Annotated in this window: 16 protein-coding genes and 1 riboswitch; of the genes, 13 read left to right on the forward strand and 3 right to left on the reverse strand. The window is 41.6% G+C overall.

What is annotated here, in order from left to right; genetic code table 11:
• The first annotated feature begins 240 nt into the window (after window positions 1–240).
• Window positions 241–1,401, forward strand: coding sequence for an endonuclease Q family protein (locus NSS77_RS07870; protein WP_342471091.1), 1,161 nt, complete (start codon window positions 241–243; stop codon window positions 1,399–1,401).
• 176 nt (window positions 1,402–1,577) lie between these two features.
• Here NSS77_RS07870 and NSS77_RS07875 read toward each other — a convergent pair whose 3' ends face one another.
• Window positions 1,578–2,324, reverse strand: a complete 747-nt coding sequence (locus tag NSS77_RS07875; protein WP_342471092.1) for an alpha/beta fold hydrolase — start codon at window positions 2,322–2,324, stop codon at window positions 1,578–1,580.
• Window positions 2,325–2,545: 221 nt separating this feature from the next.
• Between NSS77_RS07875 and NSS77_RS07880 the strand changes: the two genes are divergently transcribed.
• The 10 genes from NSS77_RS07880 to NSS77_RS07925 all read left to right on the forward strand — a co-directional run bounded on the left by NSS77_RS07880 (window position 2,546) and on the right by NSS77_RS07925 (window position 15,166).
• A complete protein-coding gene (locus NSS77_RS07880) occupies window positions 2,546–3,433 on the forward strand; it encodes a LysR family transcriptional regulator (RefSeq protein WP_342471093.1) in 888 nt (295 codons plus the stop codon).
• Between the two features lie 16 nt (window positions 3,434–3,449).
• Window positions 3,450–3,575, forward strand: a complete 126-nt coding sequence (locus NSS77_RS07885) for a hypothetical protein (RefSeq protein ID WP_342471094.1) — start codon at window positions 3,450–3,452, stop codon at window positions 3,573–3,575.
• Window positions 3,572–4,327 (forward strand): tetratricopeptide repeat protein, encoded by a 756-nt coding sequence (locus NSS77_RS07890; protein ID WP_342471095.1) that lies wholly within the window; start codon window positions 3,572–3,574, stop codon window positions 4,325–4,327. The genes NSS77_RS07885 and NSS77_RS07890 overlap by 4 nt, the downstream gene beginning before the upstream one ends.
• Window positions 4,328–4,512: 185 nt before the next feature.
• On the forward strand, window positions 4,513–5,904 hold the full coding sequence (gene hemG, locus NSS77_RS07895; RefSeq protein ID WP_342471096.1) for a protoporphyrinogen oxidase: 1,392 nt from the start codon (window positions 4,513–4,515) through the stop codon (window positions 5,902–5,904).
• Window positions 5,905–5,983: 79 nt separating this feature from the next.
• Window positions 5,984–6,087, forward strand: a riboswitch (SAM riboswitch).
• Between the two features lie 101 nt (window positions 6,088–6,188).
• Complete coding sequence (locus NSS77_RS07900) at window positions 6,189–8,036, forward strand: bifunctional homocysteine S-methyltransferase/methylenetetrahydrofolate reductase (RefSeq protein WP_342471097.1); 1,848 nt, start codon at window positions 6,189–6,191, stop codon at window positions 8,034–8,036.
• Window positions 8,029–11,460 (forward strand): methionine synthase, encoded by a 3,432-nt coding sequence (gene metH, locus NSS77_RS07905; RefSeq protein WP_342471098.1) that lies wholly within the window; start codon window positions 8,029–8,031, stop codon window positions 11,458–11,460. Before NSS77_RS07900 ends, metH begins: the two co-directional genes overlap by 8 nt.
• Window positions 11,461–11,672: 212 nt before the next feature.
• Window positions 11,673–12,161, forward strand: a complete 489-nt coding sequence (locus NSS77_RS07910) for an N-acetyltransferase family protein (RefSeq protein WP_342471099.1) — start codon at window positions 11,673–11,675, stop codon at window positions 12,159–12,161.
• Window positions 12,162–12,314: 153 nt separating this feature from the next.
• On the forward strand, window positions 12,315–13,340 hold the full coding sequence (locus tag NSS77_RS07915) for a fatty acid desaturase (RefSeq protein ID WP_342471100.1): 1,026 nt from the start codon (window positions 12,315–12,317) through the stop codon (window positions 13,338–13,340).
• Between the two features lie 285 nt (window positions 13,341–13,625).
• Complete coding sequence (locus NSS77_RS07920) at window positions 13,626–14,561, forward strand: sensor histidine kinase (RefSeq protein WP_342471101.1); 936 nt, start codon at window positions 13,626–13,628, stop codon at window positions 14,559–14,561.
• Window positions 14,558–15,166, forward strand: coding sequence for a response regulator transcription factor (locus NSS77_RS07925; protein ID WP_342471102.1), 609 nt, complete (start codon window positions 14,558–14,560; stop codon window positions 15,164–15,166). The genes NSS77_RS07920 and NSS77_RS07925 overlap by 4 nt, the downstream gene beginning before the upstream one ends.
• A gap of 53 nt (window positions 15,167–15,219) precedes the next feature.
• On the opposite strand, the gene NSS77_RS07930 is transcribed toward NSS77_RS07925, so the two are convergent.
• A complete protein-coding gene (locus NSS77_RS07930; protein WP_342471103.1) occupies window positions 15,220–16,197 on the reverse strand; it encodes a proline dehydrogenase family protein in 978 nt (325 codons plus the stop codon).
• Between the two features lie 118 nt (window positions 16,198–16,315).
• Window positions 16,316–16,528, reverse strand: a complete 213-nt coding sequence (locus NSS77_RS07935) for a hypothetical protein (RefSeq protein WP_342471104.1) — start codon at window positions 16,526–16,528, stop codon at window positions 16,316–16,318.
• Window positions 16,529–16,745: 217 nt separating this feature from the next.
• Between NSS77_RS07935 and NSS77_RS07940 the strand changes: the two genes are divergently transcribed.
• The gene (locus NSS77_RS07940; RefSeq protein ID WP_342471105.1) at window positions 16,746–18,206 is read left to right on the forward strand and encodes a nicotinate phosphoribosyltransferase; all 1,461 of its coding nucleotides are present in this window, start codon (window positions 16,746–16,748) and stop codon (window positions 18,204–18,206) included.
• Complete coding sequence (nadE, locus tag NSS77_RS07945; protein ID WP_342471106.1) at window positions 18,184–19,050, forward strand: ammonia-dependent NAD(+) synthetase; 867 nt, start codon at window positions 18,184–18,186, stop codon at window positions 19,048–19,050. Before NSS77_RS07940 ends, nadE begins: the two co-directional genes overlap by 23 nt.
• Window positions 19,051–19,167 lie beyond the last annotated feature (117 nt).

Consider the following 19,167-nt stretch of genomic DNA (forward strand, 5'->3'; position numbering starts at 1 on the left):
ATTACTTTAACGCTTCAACGCTTCAACTCGATGAAACATTGCTATTTTAATCATACATAATTTCTGAAAAAAATTAAGATGCTATTAATATCATTAGAAGAAATGGTTACTTTAGATTAAAAACTTTATATTAAATAGAAAATTGATTAATAAAAGTTATAGCGAAAATGAAGTTTCGATCCACTACATAGAAAGCAACCGGAAAAGACATGATAAAATAAAAGAAAGGACGGGATGATCTTGAAAAATTATTATGTCGATTTACATATACATATCGGGAGAACGGAGGGCGGACGTGCGGTAAAAATAACGGGAAGCAAAGATTTGACGCTAAAAAATATTTTAAAAACCGCTTCCAGTCAAAAAGGTCTTGATATGATCGGCATTATCGATTGCCACTCACCGGAAGTCATAAAGGAAATGGAAGAAATGATGAATGATGGAAGGATGGAACCTCTTCCGGAAGGCGGTTTAAGATTTGAAAAGACGACCCTTATTCCGGGTTCCGAAATTGAAATCTACGATGAACATTGTAAAGGACCCATCCACGTGCTTGCTTTTTTTCCAACCCTCGAATGGATGAAAGAATTTTCCGGGTGGATGCGAATGTTCGTCAAAAATATCCATTTAAGTTCCCAGCGGATTTATTGCAGCGGTAGGGAATTGCAGGGAAAAGTCAAAGAAATGGGAGGGCTTTTCATACCTGCCCACGTTTTTACCCCTTTCAAAAGCTTATATGGAAAAGGGGTCGAAAAAAGTTTGACGGAAGTGTTCGATCCTGAGAAGATTGATGCGGTTGAGCTCGGATTAAGTTCCGATACATACATGGTGCAGGGTATTAGTGAATTGGAAAAATACACGTTCGTCACCAATTCCGATGCCCATTCCCTCGGGAAACTGGCGCGGGAATATCAAAAAGTGCAGATGGTAAAGCCGAATTTTCAAGAACTCGTATTGGCCCTCAAGGAAAAGGGAGAAAGAAAAATTGTAGCCAACTATGGCTTAAACCCGCTACTCGGAAAATACTATTCCACTGCTTGCCAGGAATGTGGTGAACGGGTGGAAGAAGGGGAAAGTTGTCCGAAATGCGGAAGCCATCATTTCGTAAAAGGGGTTTCGGTAAGAATTCGGGAATTGACGGATCTTGAACGGCCTACCCGTCAAAGGCCCCCGTATATCCATCAAGTGCCGCTCGATTTTATACCGGGTGTTGGAAAAAGGACGATTCAACGGCTGATTGATGAGTTTGGAACGGAAATGGCCATTCTGCATGAAGTGTCATTGGAAGAACTCGGTCAAGTGGTGCCTGGAAAAATCGCCAAAATGATCGATTTGGCAAGGAAAGGGGAATTGAATATTGAAAGGGGTGGAGGCGGAGTGTACGGGAAAGTCGTTGAATGAAAACGGCACTTTAGTTTATCCTGAAAAATTGCACAAAAAAACAAGCTACGAAATTTGACGGGGATCATTTTCGTAGCTTGCTAAAGGGATGTATGTCTCAAGGACATATTTATATCATAGCAAATTGGGGAATTTGCTAGGGGATACATTATTATTATGGCAAGAAGAATCGAATTTTATTCTTCCCAATCCAAACTTTCAAAGAACCGGTATACTTCTTCAAATACAAGTTCACGTTCTTTGTCAACCGTTAAAATGTGACCTGAATTGATGAAGCTTTTTACCGATTTAATGCGCGAATTGACGGAATTGTAAATATAATCCGCGCTTTTGCAATAGTACTCATCATCATGTAAGCCGCGCAAGATGTGAACAGGTTTATCAATTTTATTCAATTTTGCGCTTGTATCATTAATAATGCCTTGCAAATATTCAAGCTTCGGCATTTGATATCTTTTTGCAATAACTTCTGGTTTATCTTCTTCTTCATTATATGTTCCAGTCAGCTTTTTGTAATTAATTGTATAGCTAATGATGCGTTGTTGCAAGCTATCAACACTTTTATCCAATGCTGGTGCGGACATTGTTACAATCGCTTTGATTGGACGTTCTTCGCCAAGGCGCAATGAGAAAATGCCTCCGAGAGAAACACCAGCAACGGCAATTTCTGTATAGCCACGTCTTCGAAGCTCATCATAACCCTCAACTGCACTGTTCCACCATTCAATCGGATCGGTTTGAATGAGGGCTAAAGGATCACCGCCATGGCCTTTATACAAAGGAGCGTGAACCGTATAGTTGCGTTCTGCTAAATAGCGGCCTAAACGTTTCACATCATTTGTGTTGCCTGTAAAGCCATGCAATAATAAGACAGCACGTTTTCCCGCCTCAATCGTAAATGGTTTTGGCGAAATGATTTTCATTCTGAAGAACTACTCCTTTTTAACCGTAATGTGACAGAAAATTTAAAAAGAATTTGAAAATTGTTTGAAAATTTAAGAAAAATACTTGTGTTTTTTTAAGATTTTTGGTATTCAAACTCAACGTTTAACTTTATTATAGATATAGACTTACATAAATACAATTTATTATTTCTATCAAATTGATTCGATTCGGTTATCATTTTTTAAGAAGGGAATTCGCTATGGAAATACAACAATTAGAGTACTTTAAAGTAGTGGCTGAAACGGAACATATGACCCATGCTGCTGAAATGTTAAACATTTCCCAACCCGCCCTGAGCAAATCCATTTCAAATATTGAGCAGGAGATTGGCGTGCCCCTTTTCGATCGTCAAGGGCGGTCCATCATATTGAACCGCTATGGGAAGCTGTTTTTGGAAAGCGTCAATAAGATTTTGGATGAATACAGCAGGGCCAAACAGGAAATCAACGGTCTTGTCATGCCGGGTTACGGTGAAGTGTCATTTGGATTTATTCATACGTTGGGAATGGAAATTGTGCCCGAGTTGATGGCCCATGTCCATGATAAATATCCAAATATTAAGTTTAACTTGACGCAGGCATCTTCGTTGAATTTATTGGAACTTTTGGAAAAAGGGGATATTGATTTATGTTTATCCCAGCGTATTGAGTCAAAAGTGGTTGAAATAGAATGGATTGAATTGTGGAAAGAAGAATTGTTTGTGATTGTCCCCATAAATCATCCTTTGGCAAAAAAAGATTTTATTGAGTTGAAGGAGATTAAAGATGAACCTTTTGTTTCGATCAAAAAAGGGAATGCACTGCGTCACATGGTGGATAAACTATTGAAGGATGTAGGGATTTCCAAAACAAACATCACATTTGAAGGGGAAGATCCGCATACGGTAGCGGGATTTGTCAGCGCAGGCCATGGTGTTTCCATCATTCCATCCATTAAAGGATTATCGGAATATAATGTCAAAAAAATTTCCGTAAAAGAACCAATTTGTGAACGTAAAATTGGGGTATCATGGGTTGCAGGGAGATATATTTCTCCGTCAACGAATCAATTTCGAAATTATTTGGTGGAATATTTCAAAGGAAAATAGAAAAGGTGTAGATGGCGTGGTAGATAAGCAAGATAAATTTGAAGAGTTATTGCTGCGGTTCCAGCATTTACTGACAGTCGAGCAATTGATCCAAGCGAGAGATATTTATCGCCTTGCCCATGAAAAAATGTGGAAGCTATGATTGAATTGGCCTATCTTTATAAAATTATGGAAGAATATTCCCTCGTGGTATTTTGGCTGCAAAAAGCCGGCAAAGCCGGGAATAGTGAAGCCCTTTATCAGCTTGCAAACTGTTATTATGAAGGGCTTGGGGTGGAAGAAGATGTGAAGATGGCTTTTCAATTATATAAAAAGGCGGCAAAAAAGGGACATCCGGATGCCCAAAATAACTTGGCCGATATGTATTTGAACGGAGAAGGGGTCCCTGTAAATTACAAGGAAGCATTGAAATGGTTCAAAGAGGCTGCAAAACAGAATGTGGTGGAAGCGATGTTTACGCTGGGGATCATGTATGAACAAGGAATCGGAATCAATAAAGATGAAGATAAGGCCTTTCACCATTATTTGAAGTCCGCTCAAGGCGGTTATGAGGATGCCCAGTACCGTATGGGTTCCATCTATTTGGACGGGCTATTGGGTGTGGAGAAAAACATTTCAAAAGCCGTTGAATGGTTTGAGAAAGCGGCTGAATCCCATCATATCGATTCCATTTATAATTTGGGATATTTATATGAGAACGGCATTGGGGTGGAAAGGAATGGAAAGAAAGCGCTTTACTATTATAAGCGGGCTTCATTGCTCGGCGATTATCAGGCAAAGTTGAATATCGCCCATATTTATGAAAATGGAATCGATGTCGAGGTTGATAAGAAGGCTGCCTCCCGTTGGCGGGAATTGGCAAGACAACAAATGGAAAACGAATATGTTCAATAATTCCGCAATTTCCTCCATCCACTTCTTGGAATGCACATTCCCTTGGACAATTCGAGTGGAAGTCTATTGAATTATGAAATTTTTCGACTATTATTCAATAAAATTTGCTAAAGCCGACACAAAAATAGCTAAAAAAAGCGATTATACTTAAAATAGTCAAATTGAATGTATAGGAGTTGTATTGAATGAAAACGGTAACAGTGATTGGTGGAGGAATTACAGGACTTTGCACGATGTACTATTTGCAAAAACAATTGAAAGAAAAAAATGTTCCTGCCCGTTTGGTGCTTTTGGAAAAAAATCCTTACCTTGGCGGCAAAATGCACACAGCGCGGGAAAACGGATTCGTCATGGAAACGGGGGCGGATTCCATTGTAGCCCGTTATCCAAGTGTCCAAGAACTGATAAAAGAACTCGATTTTGAATCGGAAGTTGTTTATAACGAAACGGGGATTTCCTATATCCATACGAACAATGAATTACATGCAATTCCTAAGGAGTCTGTTTTCGGTATTCCGATGACGGTGGAATCATTGAATGCGAGCACATTGATTTCAGAAGAAGGAAAACAACGCTTTTTAAAAGATGAAGAAATTCCGAATACGAAATTTACAAAGGAAAATTCAATCGGAGAATTTTTGGAATACTTTTTGGGAAAAGAAATCGTTGAAAAGCAGATTGCCCCAGTACTTGCCGGCGTTTATTCCGGAGATATTTATAAATTGTCCATCGCTTCCACCCTTCCGTATTTGGTCGATTATAAAAATGAATATGGCAGCCTGATGAAAGGATTGCAAGCGAATCGGGAAAAATTTGAACGGGAAGCAAATAAAAAATTCTTGTCTTTTAAAAACGGTTTAAGCCAATTGATCGACCGATTGGAAGAACTGTTGGATGATGTAGAAATTTATAAAGGCACGGAAACGGTTCAAGTCGAGAAGAAAAATGATCGTTATGAAATCACTTTGGCTAGTGGCGATAAAATGGAATCGGATGTTGTTGTTTTGGCATTGCCTAACAAAGTGATTAAACATCTTTTGAATAATGAAGAATTGGAACCTTATTTCAACCAATTCAAAGATGCATCCGCCATCACAATGTATTTGGGCTTTGATCTGCCGGATTCCGTATTGCCGCAGGATGGCACCGGATTTATCGTTTCCCATAACAGCGATTTGGCATGTAATGCATCCACTTGGACAAGCCGCAAATGGAAACATACGTCCAAAGAAGGGAACCTGTTGGTGCGCGTCTTCTATAAGGAAAGTAATCCACGTTATCAAGAATTGATCAACATGACTGATGAAGAGCTGACAAAAGTGGCATTGAACGATATTAAACTCAGCTTGAATATAGAAGCGCAACCTAGCATTGTGAATATTACGAAATGGATTGAAGCGATGCCGACTTATGATTTGGCCCATCACGAAGCATTGGATCAAGTGTTGGCAAAATTGGATCAGCTCTATCCAAATCTGTTCATTGCAGGATGTTCTTATTTCGGCGTAGGAATCGGCGCATGTATCGATAATGGTAAAGAAACGGCAGAGAAAATTTTCGATATCATTTCGCATTAATTCCGATTAGTTAACTTGACAAAATGTAGAATACCGTTTATGATGTAAGCTATTATATCGGTATTTCAAAATTGAATATTACTTATCGAGAGAAGTGGAGGGAACTGGCCCTGTGAAGCTTCAGCAACCACTAATGAAATTAGTAAGGTGCTAAATCCAGCGGCAATGGCCGAAAGATAAGGTGACTTCAAAAGGAAATGACAAGCCTTCTTTCGCAAGAAGGCTTTTTCTTTTAGATGAATTAACTGAATATTTAAGAAGTAAAGAAAAGTGAGGGAATTTGGATGGGGCTACTGGAAGCTTTAAGAAATAGAGTGTTGGTTGCAGATGGGGCGATGGGAACCCTTTTATATTCGTACGGACTTGAATACTGCCATGAAGAAATGAATATTAAAAGACCGGACATCATCGAAAAAATTCATAGCGAATACATACAGGCCGGCGCTGATGTGATTCAAACGAATACTTATGGAGCCAATGGAATCAAGCTTGCCCGTTATGGATTGGAGTCCAAAGTGGCGGAAATCAACCAAGGGGCGATTGCTGTAGCCAAGCGTGCAGCAGAAGGCCACAACGTCTTTGTTTTGGGTTCCATCGGCGGAATTCGCGGCGTACGGAAAGTTGACCACACATTGGAGGAAATTTTGGAAGCTGTCCGTGAACAGGCGGAAGTGTTGATTGACGGACAGTTGGATGGTTTATTGCTTGAAACTTACTATGATTTTGAAGAACTTACGGAAACGTTGAAAATGCTAAGGCTAATGACGGATATGCCTATCATCGCCCAAGTTTCCATGCAGGAACCTGGCGTGTTATTGAACGGCATGAAATTGAATGATGCGTTGAAGCGGCTTGAACAATTGGGGGCAGATGTCGTAGGAGTGAACTGCCGTCTTGGCCCTTATCACACATTACAGGCCTTTGAAGAGGTGGAAATTCCCGAACGGGCCTTTTTATCGGCTTATCCGAACGCATCCCTGTTGGATATCGAGGATGGCCGCGTCGTTTATGAATCGGAAGTGGATTATTTTGCCCGTGCCGCAGTGGAACTTTGCAATGAAGGGGTAAGGCTCATCGGAGGATGCTGCGGAACGACGCCAAAACATATTGAAGCGATGAAAAAGAAACTGGCCCATTTCCAGCCGGTTGAAAAGAAAGCGGCAAAACCCCAAAGGGAAATTGTCATTCAAGAAGCAGAACCGCGGAGTTTCGAGCCGCTTCATGAAAAAGCGAAAAGGGAACGTTCGGTCATTGTCGAGTTGGATACACCAAAGCATCTTGAAATCGACAAATTTATTGAAGGGGCCAAAGCGCTGTACGAGGCCGGGGCAGACCTTATCATGATGGCCGACAATTCCTTGGCTTCCCCAAGAGTCAGCAACTTGGCGATGGGGGCCATCTTAAAATTGCAATACGGAATCCGCACAATGCCCCATATTACATGCCGGGACCGGAATTTGATCGGGTTGCAATCCCATTTGTTGGGGTTAAGCGCCCTTGGTCTCCATGATGTATTAGCCGTTACAGGAGACCCGACAAAAGTGGGGGATTTTCCGGGCGCCACAAGCGTTTATGATGTTTCATCCATGGAATTGATCTCCCTCATCAAACAATTGAACGAAGGGATTTCTTTCTCCGGAAAAGCCCTTAAAAAGAAAGCCAACTTCTCTGTAGCGGCCGCTTTCAATCCGAATGTAAGGGTGATTGATCGCGCGGTAAGCCGCCTTGAGAAAAAAATCGAACATGGTGCGGATTACTTCATTTCCCAGCCGGTATACTCCAAGGAAAAAATCGTGGAAGTATATGAAGCGACGAAACATTTGGAAACACCGATTTATATCGGAATCATGCCGCTCACAAGCTTTAAAAATGCGGAGTTCTTGCATCATGAAGTGCCAGGAATCAAATTGTCCGATGATGTGTTGGAAAGAATGAAACAAGTGAGCGGAAATAAAGAAGAAGAAACAAGAGTGGGTCTTGAAATTGCGAAAGAGTTGTTAGATACGGCAACGAAATACTTTAACGGAATCTATTTGATCACGCCGTTTATGCGATACGATATAACATCACAACTATTGCAATATATCCAACAACTTGATGAGCAGAACAAAGGAGTTATAGCAAATGGTTAACCATCCAATCGAAGAACAGTTGCAGAAACGAATTTTGATCATTGACGGGGCAATGGGTACAATGCTCCAGCAGGAAAATTTGTCAGCGGAAGATTTCGGTGGCGAACAATATGAAGGATGCAATGAACATCTTGTCTTGACAAGACCGGATGTGATTTCAAAAATCCACCGTGCCTACTTGGAGGCGGGGGCGGATATTATTTCGACCGATACTTTTGGGGGAACGCCCCTTGTTTTGAACGAATACGGCTTAGGGCACAAAGCTTATGAAATCAATAAAAGGGCAGTGGAACTTGCAAAGGCGGAAGCGGAAAAATATTCAACCAGTGATTGGCCTCGATTTGTGGCAGGATCCATGGGTCCGACAACGAAAACATTGTCTGTCACAGGCGGCGTGACATTCGATGAACTAGCGGAAAACTTTTATATTCAAGCCAAAGCCTTAATTGACGGCGGAGCGGACCTGCTTTTGCTTGAAACAAGCCAGGATATGCTGAATGTAAAAGCGGCAACCCTTGGCATCAAGCGGGCTTTTGAAGAAACGGGAAAAGAGCTTCCGGTCATGGTTTCCGCAACAATTGAACCGATGGGAACAACATTGGCCGGTCAGTCCATTGAAGCTTTCTATATTTCCATTGAGCATATACATCCAATTTCCATTGGTCTGAACTGTGCGACAGGACCGGAGTTTATGACGGACCATATCCGCTCCTTATCCGAATTGTCCACAAGTTATATCAGCTGTTATCCGAACGCCGGATTGCCGGATGAAGAAGGGCACTATCACGAAACGCCGGAATCGTTATCGACCAAATTGAAAGGATTTGCTGAAAAGGGCTGGCTAAACATTGTCGGAGGATGCTGCGGAACGACTCCTGCCCACATTAAAGCCATTCGTGAAGCGATCAAAGATTACAAACCGCGTCCGAAGAAGGAAAAATCCCACGGGCATGCAGTATCCGGCATTGAACCGCTTGTTTATGATGATTCCATGCGTCCGTTGTTTATTGGTGAAAGAACGAACGTCATCGGTTCCCGCAAATTTAAGCAATTAATCATTGAAGGAAAATACGAGGAAGCGGCGGAAATCGCCCGTGCCCAAGTGAAAAACGGGGCGCATGTCATCGATATTTGTTTGGCAAATCCTGACCGGGATGAGCTTGAGGATATGCGCAAGTTTATGCAAGAAGTTGTGAAGAAAGTGAAAGTGCCTTTGGTGATTGACTCAACGGATGAGCGCGTCATCGAGGAGGCGTTGAAATATTCCCAAGGAAAGGCCATCATCAATTCTATTAATCTGGAGGATGGTGAAGAGCGTTTCGACAAAGTGCTCCCGATTGTAAAAAAATACGGGGCTTCGGTTGTGGTTGGAACAATCGACGAAGAAGGAATGGCCGTTACGCGCGAAAGAAAATTGGCCATTGCGGAACGCTCGTACAAAATCTTGACGGAAAAATGGGGCTTGGCACCGGAAGATATCATTTTTGACCCATTGGTGTTCCCGGTAGGTACGGGGGATGAACAATACATTGGCGCCGCGGAGGAAACGATTGAAGGAATTCGCCTCATTAAACAAAAATTCCCGAGAGCTTTGACGGTGCTTGGTATCAGCAACGTTTCCTTTGGTCTTCCACCTGTGGGACGGGAAGTGTTGAATGCGGTATTTTTATATCACTGCACGCAAGCGGGGCTGGATTATGCCATCGTCAATACGGAAAAATTGGAGCGTTACGCTTCGTTGCCGGAAGAAGAAATTCAACTTGCCAATGATTTGATTTTCAATACGAACGATGAAACCTTGGCGAAATTTACGGCCTTTTACCGGGATAAAAAGAAAGAGGAGAAAAAGGTCGAGCTTCCTGCGACGGTGGAGGAACGTTTGAAATATTACATCGTCGAAGGAACAAAAGAAGGATTAATTGAAGATTTGGAGGAAGCAAGAAAAATCTTTGATACGCCACTCGATATTATAAACGGGCCGCTTATGGACGGCATGGCGGAAGTCGGCCGCTTATTCAACGATAACCAATTAATCGTGGCGGAAGTGTTGCAAAGTGCCGGCGTCATGAAGGCAGCCGTTGCCCACCTGGAACAGTATATGGAGAAAGTGGAGGAAAGCGCCGGAAAAGGGAAAGTCATTTTGGCTACGGTAAAAGGCGACGTTCACGATATCGGGAAAAACTTAGTGGATATAATTTTGAGCAACAACGGTTATCAAGTCATTGATTTAGGGATCAAAGTAACCCCTGCGGAATTGATTGAAGCCATCCGCAAAGAAAAACCGGATATCGTCGGCTTATCTGGACTACTAGTGAAGTCGGCACAGCAAATGGTGTTGACGGCACAAGACTTTAAAGCGGCCGGCATTGATGTACCGATTCTTGTTGGGGGAGCCGCTTTGACGAAACGCTTTACGGAAACGAAAATCGCCGCGGAATACGATGGACCGGTGATTTACGCAAAAGACGCGATGCAAGGGTTGGAACATGCCAACCGTTTGATGGATTCAAACGAACGGGAAGCCTTCCTGCAAGAAATTCGGGAATCCCGTGAAAAACGGTTAGAAGCGGATGCGAAACGGGCAAACCGGCCGAAAAAAGAAGCGCCGAAAAAGCAAGCCAGAACGGTGGAAGATGCGCCGGTGTTCGTACCAAAAGATTTGAAAGTGCATATTAAGAAAAATTATTCGGTTCAACATTTGCTGCCATATGTCAATATGCGCACATTGCTCGGCCATCATTTGGGCTTGAAAGGCAATGTGGAGAAATTGCTGGCAGAGAAAGACGCGCGGGCGGTGGAATTATACAATTTGGTGATGGACATTTTAAATTCCGGAGTCTTGAAGCCTTCAGGCATGTATCAATTCTTCCCTGCCCAAAGTGATGGGGACGATGTGATCATTTACAGCCCGGATGATATGAAAACTGAAATTGAGCGATTTCATTTCCCACGGCAACAAGTAGAACCATATTTATGTCTTGCCGATTACTTGAAATCTGTTGATAGCGGAGAAATGGATTATGTGGCGCTCATGGTGGTTACTGCCGGCCATGGTGCAAAAGAAAAGGCGGAACGATTAAAAGAAGAAGGAAAATTCTTGGAAAGCCATGCGCTCCTTTCCACAGCATTGGAGCTTGCGGAAGGATTTGCAGAACGATTGCACCAGGAAATCCGCGACGTTTGGGGATTCCCGGATTCGACAGACTTTACGATGAAGGAACGTTTTGCCGCCAAGTATCAAGGTCAGCGATTCTCCTTTGGTTACCCTGCTTGTCCGAATTTGGAGGATCAGGAGAAGCTGTTTAAATTGTTGAAACCGGAGCAAATTGGCGTACATTTGACGGAAGGTTACATGATGGAGCCGGAAGCAAGCGTTTCGGCCATCGTCTTTGCCCACCCAAGCGCGAGATATTTCAACGTATGACAATGAGCATCCCCTGGAAAAGGGGATGTTTTTTTATTAAGATTAAGCTATCGCCTGATTTTGTGAACATAACGACATCTCCCGTTTTTAATGACAGGTTTTGTGTCCGTATCAACAGAAATTGTGACAATCGCCCCGATTTTTGTGTCCATATCATCAGGTTGCTTTTTATCAACAAAATATTTCTGAACCGTATCAAGGAGGGAGATTGGATGATTCGGCCAATGACGGCGGAAGATCTTGAAAGTGTATCAGCCATCTACAACGAAGCCATTTTGAATACGACATCCCTTTATCGCACACATCCGGAGACGTTGGAAGAAAGAAAGCAATGGTTTATAGAAAATGAAAAGGAACATAATCCGATGTTTGTCTATGAAGAGGATGGGGAAGTGGCGGGTTTTGCCACATTCAAACGATTTTATCCCAATGAAGGCTATAAATATTCCATGGAACATTCCGTTTATGTTTCATCCAAACACCAAGGAAAAGGAATCGGAAAAAAGCTTTTGCAAACAATCATTGAAGAAGCAAAGAAACGGAATGTGAGAACACTGGTGGCTGTCATCGATTCGGAAAATATCGCAAGTATCAAGCTGCACGAACAGTTCGGTTTTCACCTGGCCGGCCGATTAAAAAATATCGGCTACAAATTCGGGAAATGGTTGGACATTGAATATTATCAATTGCATTTTTATTGAATGAAAAAGGGATCCATCTCAAAGAATAACAGGGATGGATCCTTTTTATATGACATTTGTAATGTGGAAAAGGTGATATTTGATTCTATTGGTCCGTGACAATCCATTGTACGATGAGAATACTAATTTATAGGAATAGGTGAACCTATGTCGATGACTAATGCTGAAAAGACGAAAAAATTACGTAAAGATGTTGCACCCTTTGCCAAATCGGAAAGGAAAAAAAGTATCCTTCAAATGATGGATACCCTCATTCCCCTCCTCATCATTTGGGGAATCGGATATTATTTTGCGAGTACCAATCCGTGGATAGGCGTCCTTTGTGGCGTGCTTGCTTCCGGATTTGTCGTGCGCACATTCATTATTTTTCATGATTGCACCCATGGATCCTTTTTCAAGAGCAAAAAGGCCAATGATTTTGTAGGAAACATTACTGGAATCCTCACTTCCTTCCCTTATGCGAAATGGAGAAGGGAGCATTTGATTCACCATGCCACAAGCGGCAATTTGGATAAACGCGGCATCGGTGATATTGATATGTTGACGACGGATGAATATTTGGCCCTTTCAAAAACCAAAAGATTTTTCTACCGTTTATACCGTAATCCTTTTGTGATGTTCGGGTTGGGGCCATTGTATTTAGTGCTGGTTTTAAATCGTTTCAACCGGAAAGATGCGAAGAAGAAAGAGCGCATGAACACGTATTTCACCAATATTATGGTGGCGCTATTAATCACAGCCCTGATTTTGGCCTTTGGCTGGAAAGCGGTACTCCTAGTTCATGGAGTGACGATGTTTATTGCGGGATCCCTTGGCATTTGGCTGTTTTATATCCAACATACGTATGAAGATTCATATTTCGAATACGATCCGGAGTGGGATTATGTAAAGGCGGCCGTGGAGGGAAGTTCTTTTTATAAATTGCCGAAAGTGCTGCAATGGATTACAGGGAATATCGGTTACCATCATGTGCACCATTTGGCGCCGAGGGTACCAAATTATTATTTGGAAGCGGCCCATAATTCCGTGCCTCCTCTTCAAAAGGCGACAACGATAACGATTAAAACAAGTATCGAATCGATTCGTTATAAATTGTACGATCCGGAGAAGAAAAGGTTTGTCACTTTTAAAGAAGTGGAAAAATTATATTCCGGAAAAGTAAAGTCGGTTGAAGTCTAAAGGAAGAGTCCCAAAAGTATAGCCTGCTTTTGGGACTTTCGTGTTTTCACAATGTATAATGAAAAGAAAAAGGTTGCGAGGAAAACGATGAAGCGCTGGTACATGATTTTACCGAGAAGCAAGTGGATTAGCATTTATATATGGATCATCTTTTGTATTCTCCCTTTTTACTTCCTTGTTGTACGGACATTATCCCAAGTGCAAATATTTTTCGGGGTTGTTTTGATTTTGCTTTATTTTTTATCTTACTATTTTTCTGTCCATTCCAAAAACGGGGTTGTCTATATGTGGGTCAGTTTCGGAATGGCGCTGAATATTTTGATGACGTTATTTTACGGGTATGTGTATTTATCCATCTTCACCTCTTTCTTCATTGGTAATATCAAAAGCACGGTCGGTTTTTATATCATGTACGGCTTGCATATTGGATTTACGATTCTTTCCATCGTCGCCGGTTATTTCATTGAATTGGAATCATTCCTCCACCAGACGACATTTATCATCATCACCGTAGTGGGTGTTGTCATTTTGCCGATCGCCATCTATAGCAGGAACAAGCAGGAAAATCTGGAAGGTGAATTGGAAAGTGCAAAAGAGCGGATTGCGGAACTGATTATCCACGAAGAACGGCAGCGTATTGCCAGGGATTTGCATGATACGCTGGGACAAAAGCTCTCCATGATCGGTTTAAAGAGCGATTTGGCGAGCCGGCTTGTGGAAAAAAATCCGAAAGCGGCGATCAAAGAAATTCAAGAAATCCGGCACACGGCAAGAATCGCATTAAAAGAAGTGCGGGAACTCGTTTCGAATATGAAAGCTGTCAAGTTGAGCGAGGAATGCAAGCGGGTGGAGGAAATGTTGCAAGCTGCCGGGATTCACTATCAGTTGATCGGGGATATTCATAAATTAAAAATCCCCGTTTTAGTGGAAAATGTACTAAGTATGTGTTTAAAAGAAGCGGTGACCAACATTGTGAAGCATAGCGGTGCAAAGAACTGCACCGTTGAAATTCAACAGGATAAAAATGAAGTGATGCTGTTGATCCAAGATGATGGAAAAGGATTAAATGAAAACGCCGGGTTTGAAGGGAATGGATTAAAAGGGATGCGTGAACGATTGGAATTTATCAATGGAACAGTGACGATTGAAAATAATCCTGGAGTGAAATTGAAGATTACGATACCCCTCACCATTACCCACCAGGAAGGAAGTGCAATATGATAAGAATTGTGATTGCGGAAGATCAAGGGATGTTGCTTGGCGCATTAAGTTCACTGCTAAACATGGAAGACGATATGGAAGTAGTGGGACTTGCCAAAAACGGGGAAGAAGCGGTGCGGCTTGTCGACGAATTGAAACCGGATATTTGCATTATGGATATTGAAATGCCGGTGAAAACAGGGCTTGATGCTGCGGAAGAGTTGAATGGGAAAACCGATTGCAAAATTATCATTTTAACGACCTTTGCAAGACCCGGTTATTTTGACCGGGCAAGAAAAGCCGGAGTGAGAGGTTATTTGTTGAAGGACAGCCCGATTGAAGAGCTCGTGAACGCTATACGGGTGATTATGGAAGGAAGACGGATCTATGCACCGGAATTGGTGGATATCGTCTATGATGAAGAAAGCGAAAATCCATTGACCGAACGGGAAAGTCAAGTGTTGGAGCTTGTGGCGGAAGGAAAAACCACAAAGGAGATCGCTGCGGAGTTATATTTATCCACAGGTACCGTAAGAAATTACATCTCCACCATTTTGGATAAGCTGGGCGTCGGCAATCGTATCGAAGCCATTTCCCGCTTTAAAGAAAAAGGGTGGAATAAATAAAAAAGAGAGGACATAACAAGCGTTTAAGCCGATGTTATGTCCTTTTATTTTCATTATTTATTTTTTTTCGTAAGGCGTCCCAATGCAAAGGCGGCAGCCATTAAGCCGATGACTGTATTCGTCTTTTTATTAAACACTTGTTTTGTGACAAGGTTTATGTTTTGAGGACGTTCAGCAAGTCGGCGCATGAAGTATCCGTACCAGTCACTGCCGAAAGGAACATAAGTACAGAAATTATAGCCTTCTTTAGCCAATTCCAATTGCATATCTTTGCGGAAACCATAAAGCATTTGGAATTCAAACCGGTCATTAGGAATATTGTGATCTTTCACGAATTGTTTGACGTGATTGATTACATTATGATCGTGTGTCGCGATGGACGTAAATTTGCAATTCAATAAGGAGTATTCAATGATTTCAATAAAGTTCAAATCAATATCGCTTTTATCTTGATAAGCAACGCTTGGCGATTCTTTATAAGCGCCTTTTACGATGCGAAGGCGGTAATCTTTATATTTTTCCGCATTTTCTTTCGCATTGAAGAAATAAGCTTGGATAACCGTACCGACATTATCGTAAGTTTCGGACACTTTTTCCATCAATTCAAATGTAGGCTGCAACAAATCGTAAGTTTCCTGGTCAAAGTTTACGTGCATATTATATTTATGGGCAGTTCCTACAATTTCCATCACATTATCGTAACAGAAGTCAAAGTCAATTTTTAAACCTAATTGGGAAGGTTTGATTGAAATATGGGCATCGACACCGCTTTCATGAAGCGCTTCAATTGTTTCGATAATGTAATCTTTCGCTTTGATTGCTTCTGACCGATCGTTTACAAATTCACCGAGGACATCCACTGTACATGAAATACCGTGTTTGTTCAGTTCTTTGATACTTTCGATAACTTCAGGGATATTTGTACCAGCAACAACACTTTGAGCTCCGAGTTTTAAACCATATTTTTGTGCTGCCTTATTCAAAAGCTGATTTTCTGATAGTGCGATGAAAAAGTCACGTAATACTGGCATAAACGATCTCCTCTTTTCCTGATAAGATATACAAAAATATTATAGCATAGAAGATTTTGAAGCTTTAGAATACATAATTCGCTAATTATTGTTTTTTTGTGAAAATTGCAATTGCTCATCAAATAATGTCGATACAATATTCCCTACCGTTATTATATTTCCCGAAGAAGTGGAAATTAATCCATATAATAATGGACGTTTTTCCTGCATCTGAAGGACCGGCAATTGTGGCGATTTTGCCGACGTAGAAAATGACCGGCACCTTCTTCTGATATAAGCGAACCATTTTTTCTGACAAACATATTTCAGAATGAATTATTGCGTTTGTCATCACAATCTCCTATCCTATATAAGTATAATTGAGTCTTAAGCCAGAAAAAAGTGAAAATAATAAATTTTTATCAAAAGTGAAGAAAAGAAAACGGTGTGCCATTCATTTGTTTGTTTTTTGAATGTGAGATTTGTATGATAATTTTGCCGAAAACTTCGAATAGAAAATTGGAATAGTGTATACTAAAATTAACGAATAATGGAAGAAGGGATCTTGAATGAAAGAAATGTATCAAGACGATTCATTAACTTTGCACACGGATTTATATCAAATCAATATGGTGGAATGTTATTGGGCTGACGGTATTCATAATCGCAAAGCCGTTTTTGAAATTTTCTTCAGAAAACTTCCTTTCGGGAACGGGTTTGCCATCTTTGCGGGACTTGAACGGATTATCGACTACTTAAAAAATTTCCGCTTTAGTGAAACGGACTTGGCCTATTTAAAAGAGTTGGGTTATGATGATGAATTTCTTGATTACTTAAAATCTTTACGTTTTACCGGTTCCTTGCATTCGGTCGTGGAAGGGGAAGTCGTTTTTGCGAATGAACCGTTGCTTCGTATTGAAGCACCGTTGGCAGAAGCGCAACTTATCGAAACAGCCCTATTAAATATTGTCAATTTTCAAACTTTGATCGCCACTAAAGCAAGCCGGATTAAGCAGATTATCAAAGATGAAGCGGCTGCGGAATTTGGTTCCCGCCGGGCGCAAGAATTGGATGCCGCCATTTGGGGAGCACGGGCTGCCATTATTGGCGGTTTTGATTCCACTTCCAACGTCCGGGCAGGAAAAATATTCAATATCCCGGTGTCCGGTACACATGCCCACGCTTTTGTACAAGCTTACAAAGATGAATATGAAGCTTTTAAAGCCTATGCAAGAAGACACAAAGATTGCGTGTTCCTGGTCGACACATATAATACATTGAAATCAGGCGTTCCCAATGCCATCCGCGTAGCCAAAGAATTGGGAGACCAAATCAATTTTATCGGAATCCGCTTGGACAGCGGGGATATCGCCTTTTTATCAAAAGAAGCACGACGCATGTTGGATGAAGCTGGGTTCACCAATGCGAAAATCATTGCATCCAATAATTTGGATGAATACACGATTTTAAACCTGAAAGCACAAGGCGCCAAAGTGGATTCTTGGGGAATTGGTACAAAGCTCATCACGGCTTATGATCAACCTGCATTGGGCGCCGTTTATAAAATGGTGGCGATTGAAAATGAACATGGTGAAATGGAAGATACATTGAAGATTACTTCCAATGCAGAAAAAGTGACGACACCAGGTTTAAAAAGAGTGTTCCGCATTATCAACAAAGAAAATGGAAAAGCGGAAGGGGACTACATTACATTGGCGGATGAGAACCCGCAGGAAGAAAAACGTTTAAAAATGTTCCATCCTGTGCATACCTTTATCTCAAAATTTGTGACTAACTTCGAAGCGAAAGAATTACATAAAAAAATTATAGATGAAGCTAAAATCGTGTATGAAAGCCCATCTGTTCTGGAAATGCGCGAATATGCAAAGGAAAGTTTGGAATTGTTATGGGATGAATATAAACGCTCATTGAATCCTGAAGAATATCCTGTGGACCTCAGCCAAAAATGTTGGGATAACAAAATGAAAAAAATTCAAGAAATCCGTGATGCAGTCGAAAATTTGGAATAGTTTAGGGGGGCTTCATTTGGAAAGTTTACAAAAACAGATTATTGAAGAGTTGCACGTCTTGCCCGAAATTGACCCTGCAGAAGAGGTGCGGAAATCCGTCGAATTTTTAAAGGAATATGCAAAGAAACATCCTTTTATAAAAGGGTTTGTCATTGCCATCAGCGGAGGGCAGGATTCCACACTGGTCGGAAAGTTGACGCAAATGGCCGTCGATGAATTAAATGAAGAAGCCGGTGAACAGAAATATTCCTGTTACGCAGTCCGTCTTCCGTATGGGGAACAAAAGGATGAACAAGATGCGCAGGATGCCATCCAATTTATTCAGCCGACAAAAGTCATTACGGTAAACATTAAAAAGGCCGTGGATGCAAGTGTCGAAGCCTTGCGGGAAGCGGGGATCGTGTTGAGCGATTACGCGAAAGGAAATGAAAAAGCCCGCGAACGGATGAAAGTGCAATATTCCATCGCTTTAATGACCAACTCTGTCGTTGTCGGAACGGATCATGCGGCGGAAGCGGTGACGGGATTTTACACGAAATACGGCGATGGAGGCGTCGATTTGGTGCCGATTTTCCGATTAAATAAGCGGCAAGGAAAGCAGCTGCTTCAATATTTAGGCTGCCCTGAACATTTATACAAAAAAACGCCTACCGCAGACTTGGAAGATGATCGGCCTCAACTGCCGGATGAAGCGGCTTTAGGGGTATCTTATGAAATGATTGACGATTATTTGGAAGGAAAAACTGTGCCGGAGGAAGCAAGAAAAACAATCGAAGGCCACTATTTACGCTCGCAGCATAAACGCCATTTGCCGATCACCATCTTTGATGATTTTTGGAAGTAAGGGCGGATAGGCAAAAAACTGTTGATCTGTGTCTCCCATCTGGACGATTAAGGTGGGAGACAATTTTTTATAAAAACCCGCATACCATGAAACAACGAAGGTTTTCTTGCGATCAAT

Origin of the sequence: Ureibacillus sp. FSL K6-3587 (assembly GCF_038593165.1) — a bacterium.
Classification (GTDB): domain Bacteria; phylum Bacillota; class Bacilli; order Bacillales_A; family Planococcaceae; genus Ureibacillus; species Ureibacillus suwonensis.

What these genes read in the sequence shown, in the direction of transcription:
- NSS77_RS07940 (WP_342471105.1), top strand. Translation starts at nt 16,746, where the DNA reads ATGAAAGAAATGTATCAAGACGATTCATTAACTTTGCACACGGATTTA.
- NSS77_RS07920 (WP_342471101.1), top strand. Translation starts at nt 13,626, where the DNA reads ATGTGGGTCAGTTTCGGAATGGCGCTGAATATTTTGATGACGTTATTT.
- metH (WP_342471098.1), top strand. Translation starts at nt 8,029, where the DNA reads ATGGTTAACCATCCAATCGAAGAACAGTTGCAGAAACGAATTTTGATC.
- NSS77_RS07910 (WP_342471099.1), top strand. Translation starts at nt 11,673, where the DNA reads ATGATTCGGCCAATGACGGCGGAAGATCTTGAAAGTGTATCAGCCATC.
- NSS77_RS07875 (WP_342471092.1), bottom strand. Translation starts at nt 2,324, where the DNA reads ATGAAAATCATTTCGCCAAAACCATTTACGATTGAGGCGGGAAAACGT.
- NSS77_RS07900 (WP_342471097.1), top strand. Translation starts at nt 6,189, where the DNA reads ATGGGGCTACTGGAAGCTTTAAGAAATAGAGTGTTGGTTGCAGATGGG.
- hemG (WP_342471096.1), top strand. Translation starts at nt 4,513, where the DNA reads ATGAAAACGGTAACAGTGATTGGTGGAGGAATTACAGGACTTTGCACG.
- NSS77_RS07880 (WP_342471093.1), top strand. Translation starts at nt 2,546, where the DNA reads ATGGAAATACAACAATTAGAGTACTTTAAAGTAGTGGCTGAAACGGAA.
- NSS77_RS07915 (WP_342471100.1), top strand. Translation starts at nt 12,315, where the DNA reads ATGACTAATGCTGAAAAGACGAAAAAATTACGTAAAGATGTTGCACCC.
- NSS77_RS07930 (WP_342471103.1), bottom strand. Translation starts at nt 16,197, where the DNA reads ATGCCAGTATTACGTGACTTTTTCATCGCACTATCAGAAAATCAGCTT.
- NSS77_RS07890 (WP_342471095.1), top strand. Translation starts at nt 3,572, where the DNA reads ATGATTGAATTGGCCTATCTTTATAAAATTATGGAAGAATATTCCCTC.
- NSS77_RS07935 (WP_342471104.1), bottom strand. Translation starts at nt 16,528, where the DNA reads ATGACAAACGCAATAATTCATTCTGAAATATGTTTGTCAGAAAAAATG.
- nadE (WP_342471106.1), top strand. Translation starts at nt 18,184, where the DNA reads ATGCAGTCGAAAATTTGGAATAGTTTAGGGGGGCTTCATTTGGAAAGT.
- NSS77_RS07925 (WP_342471102.1), top strand. Translation starts at nt 14,558, where the DNA reads ATGATAAGAATTGTGATTGCGGAAGATCAAGGGATGTTGCTTGGCGCA.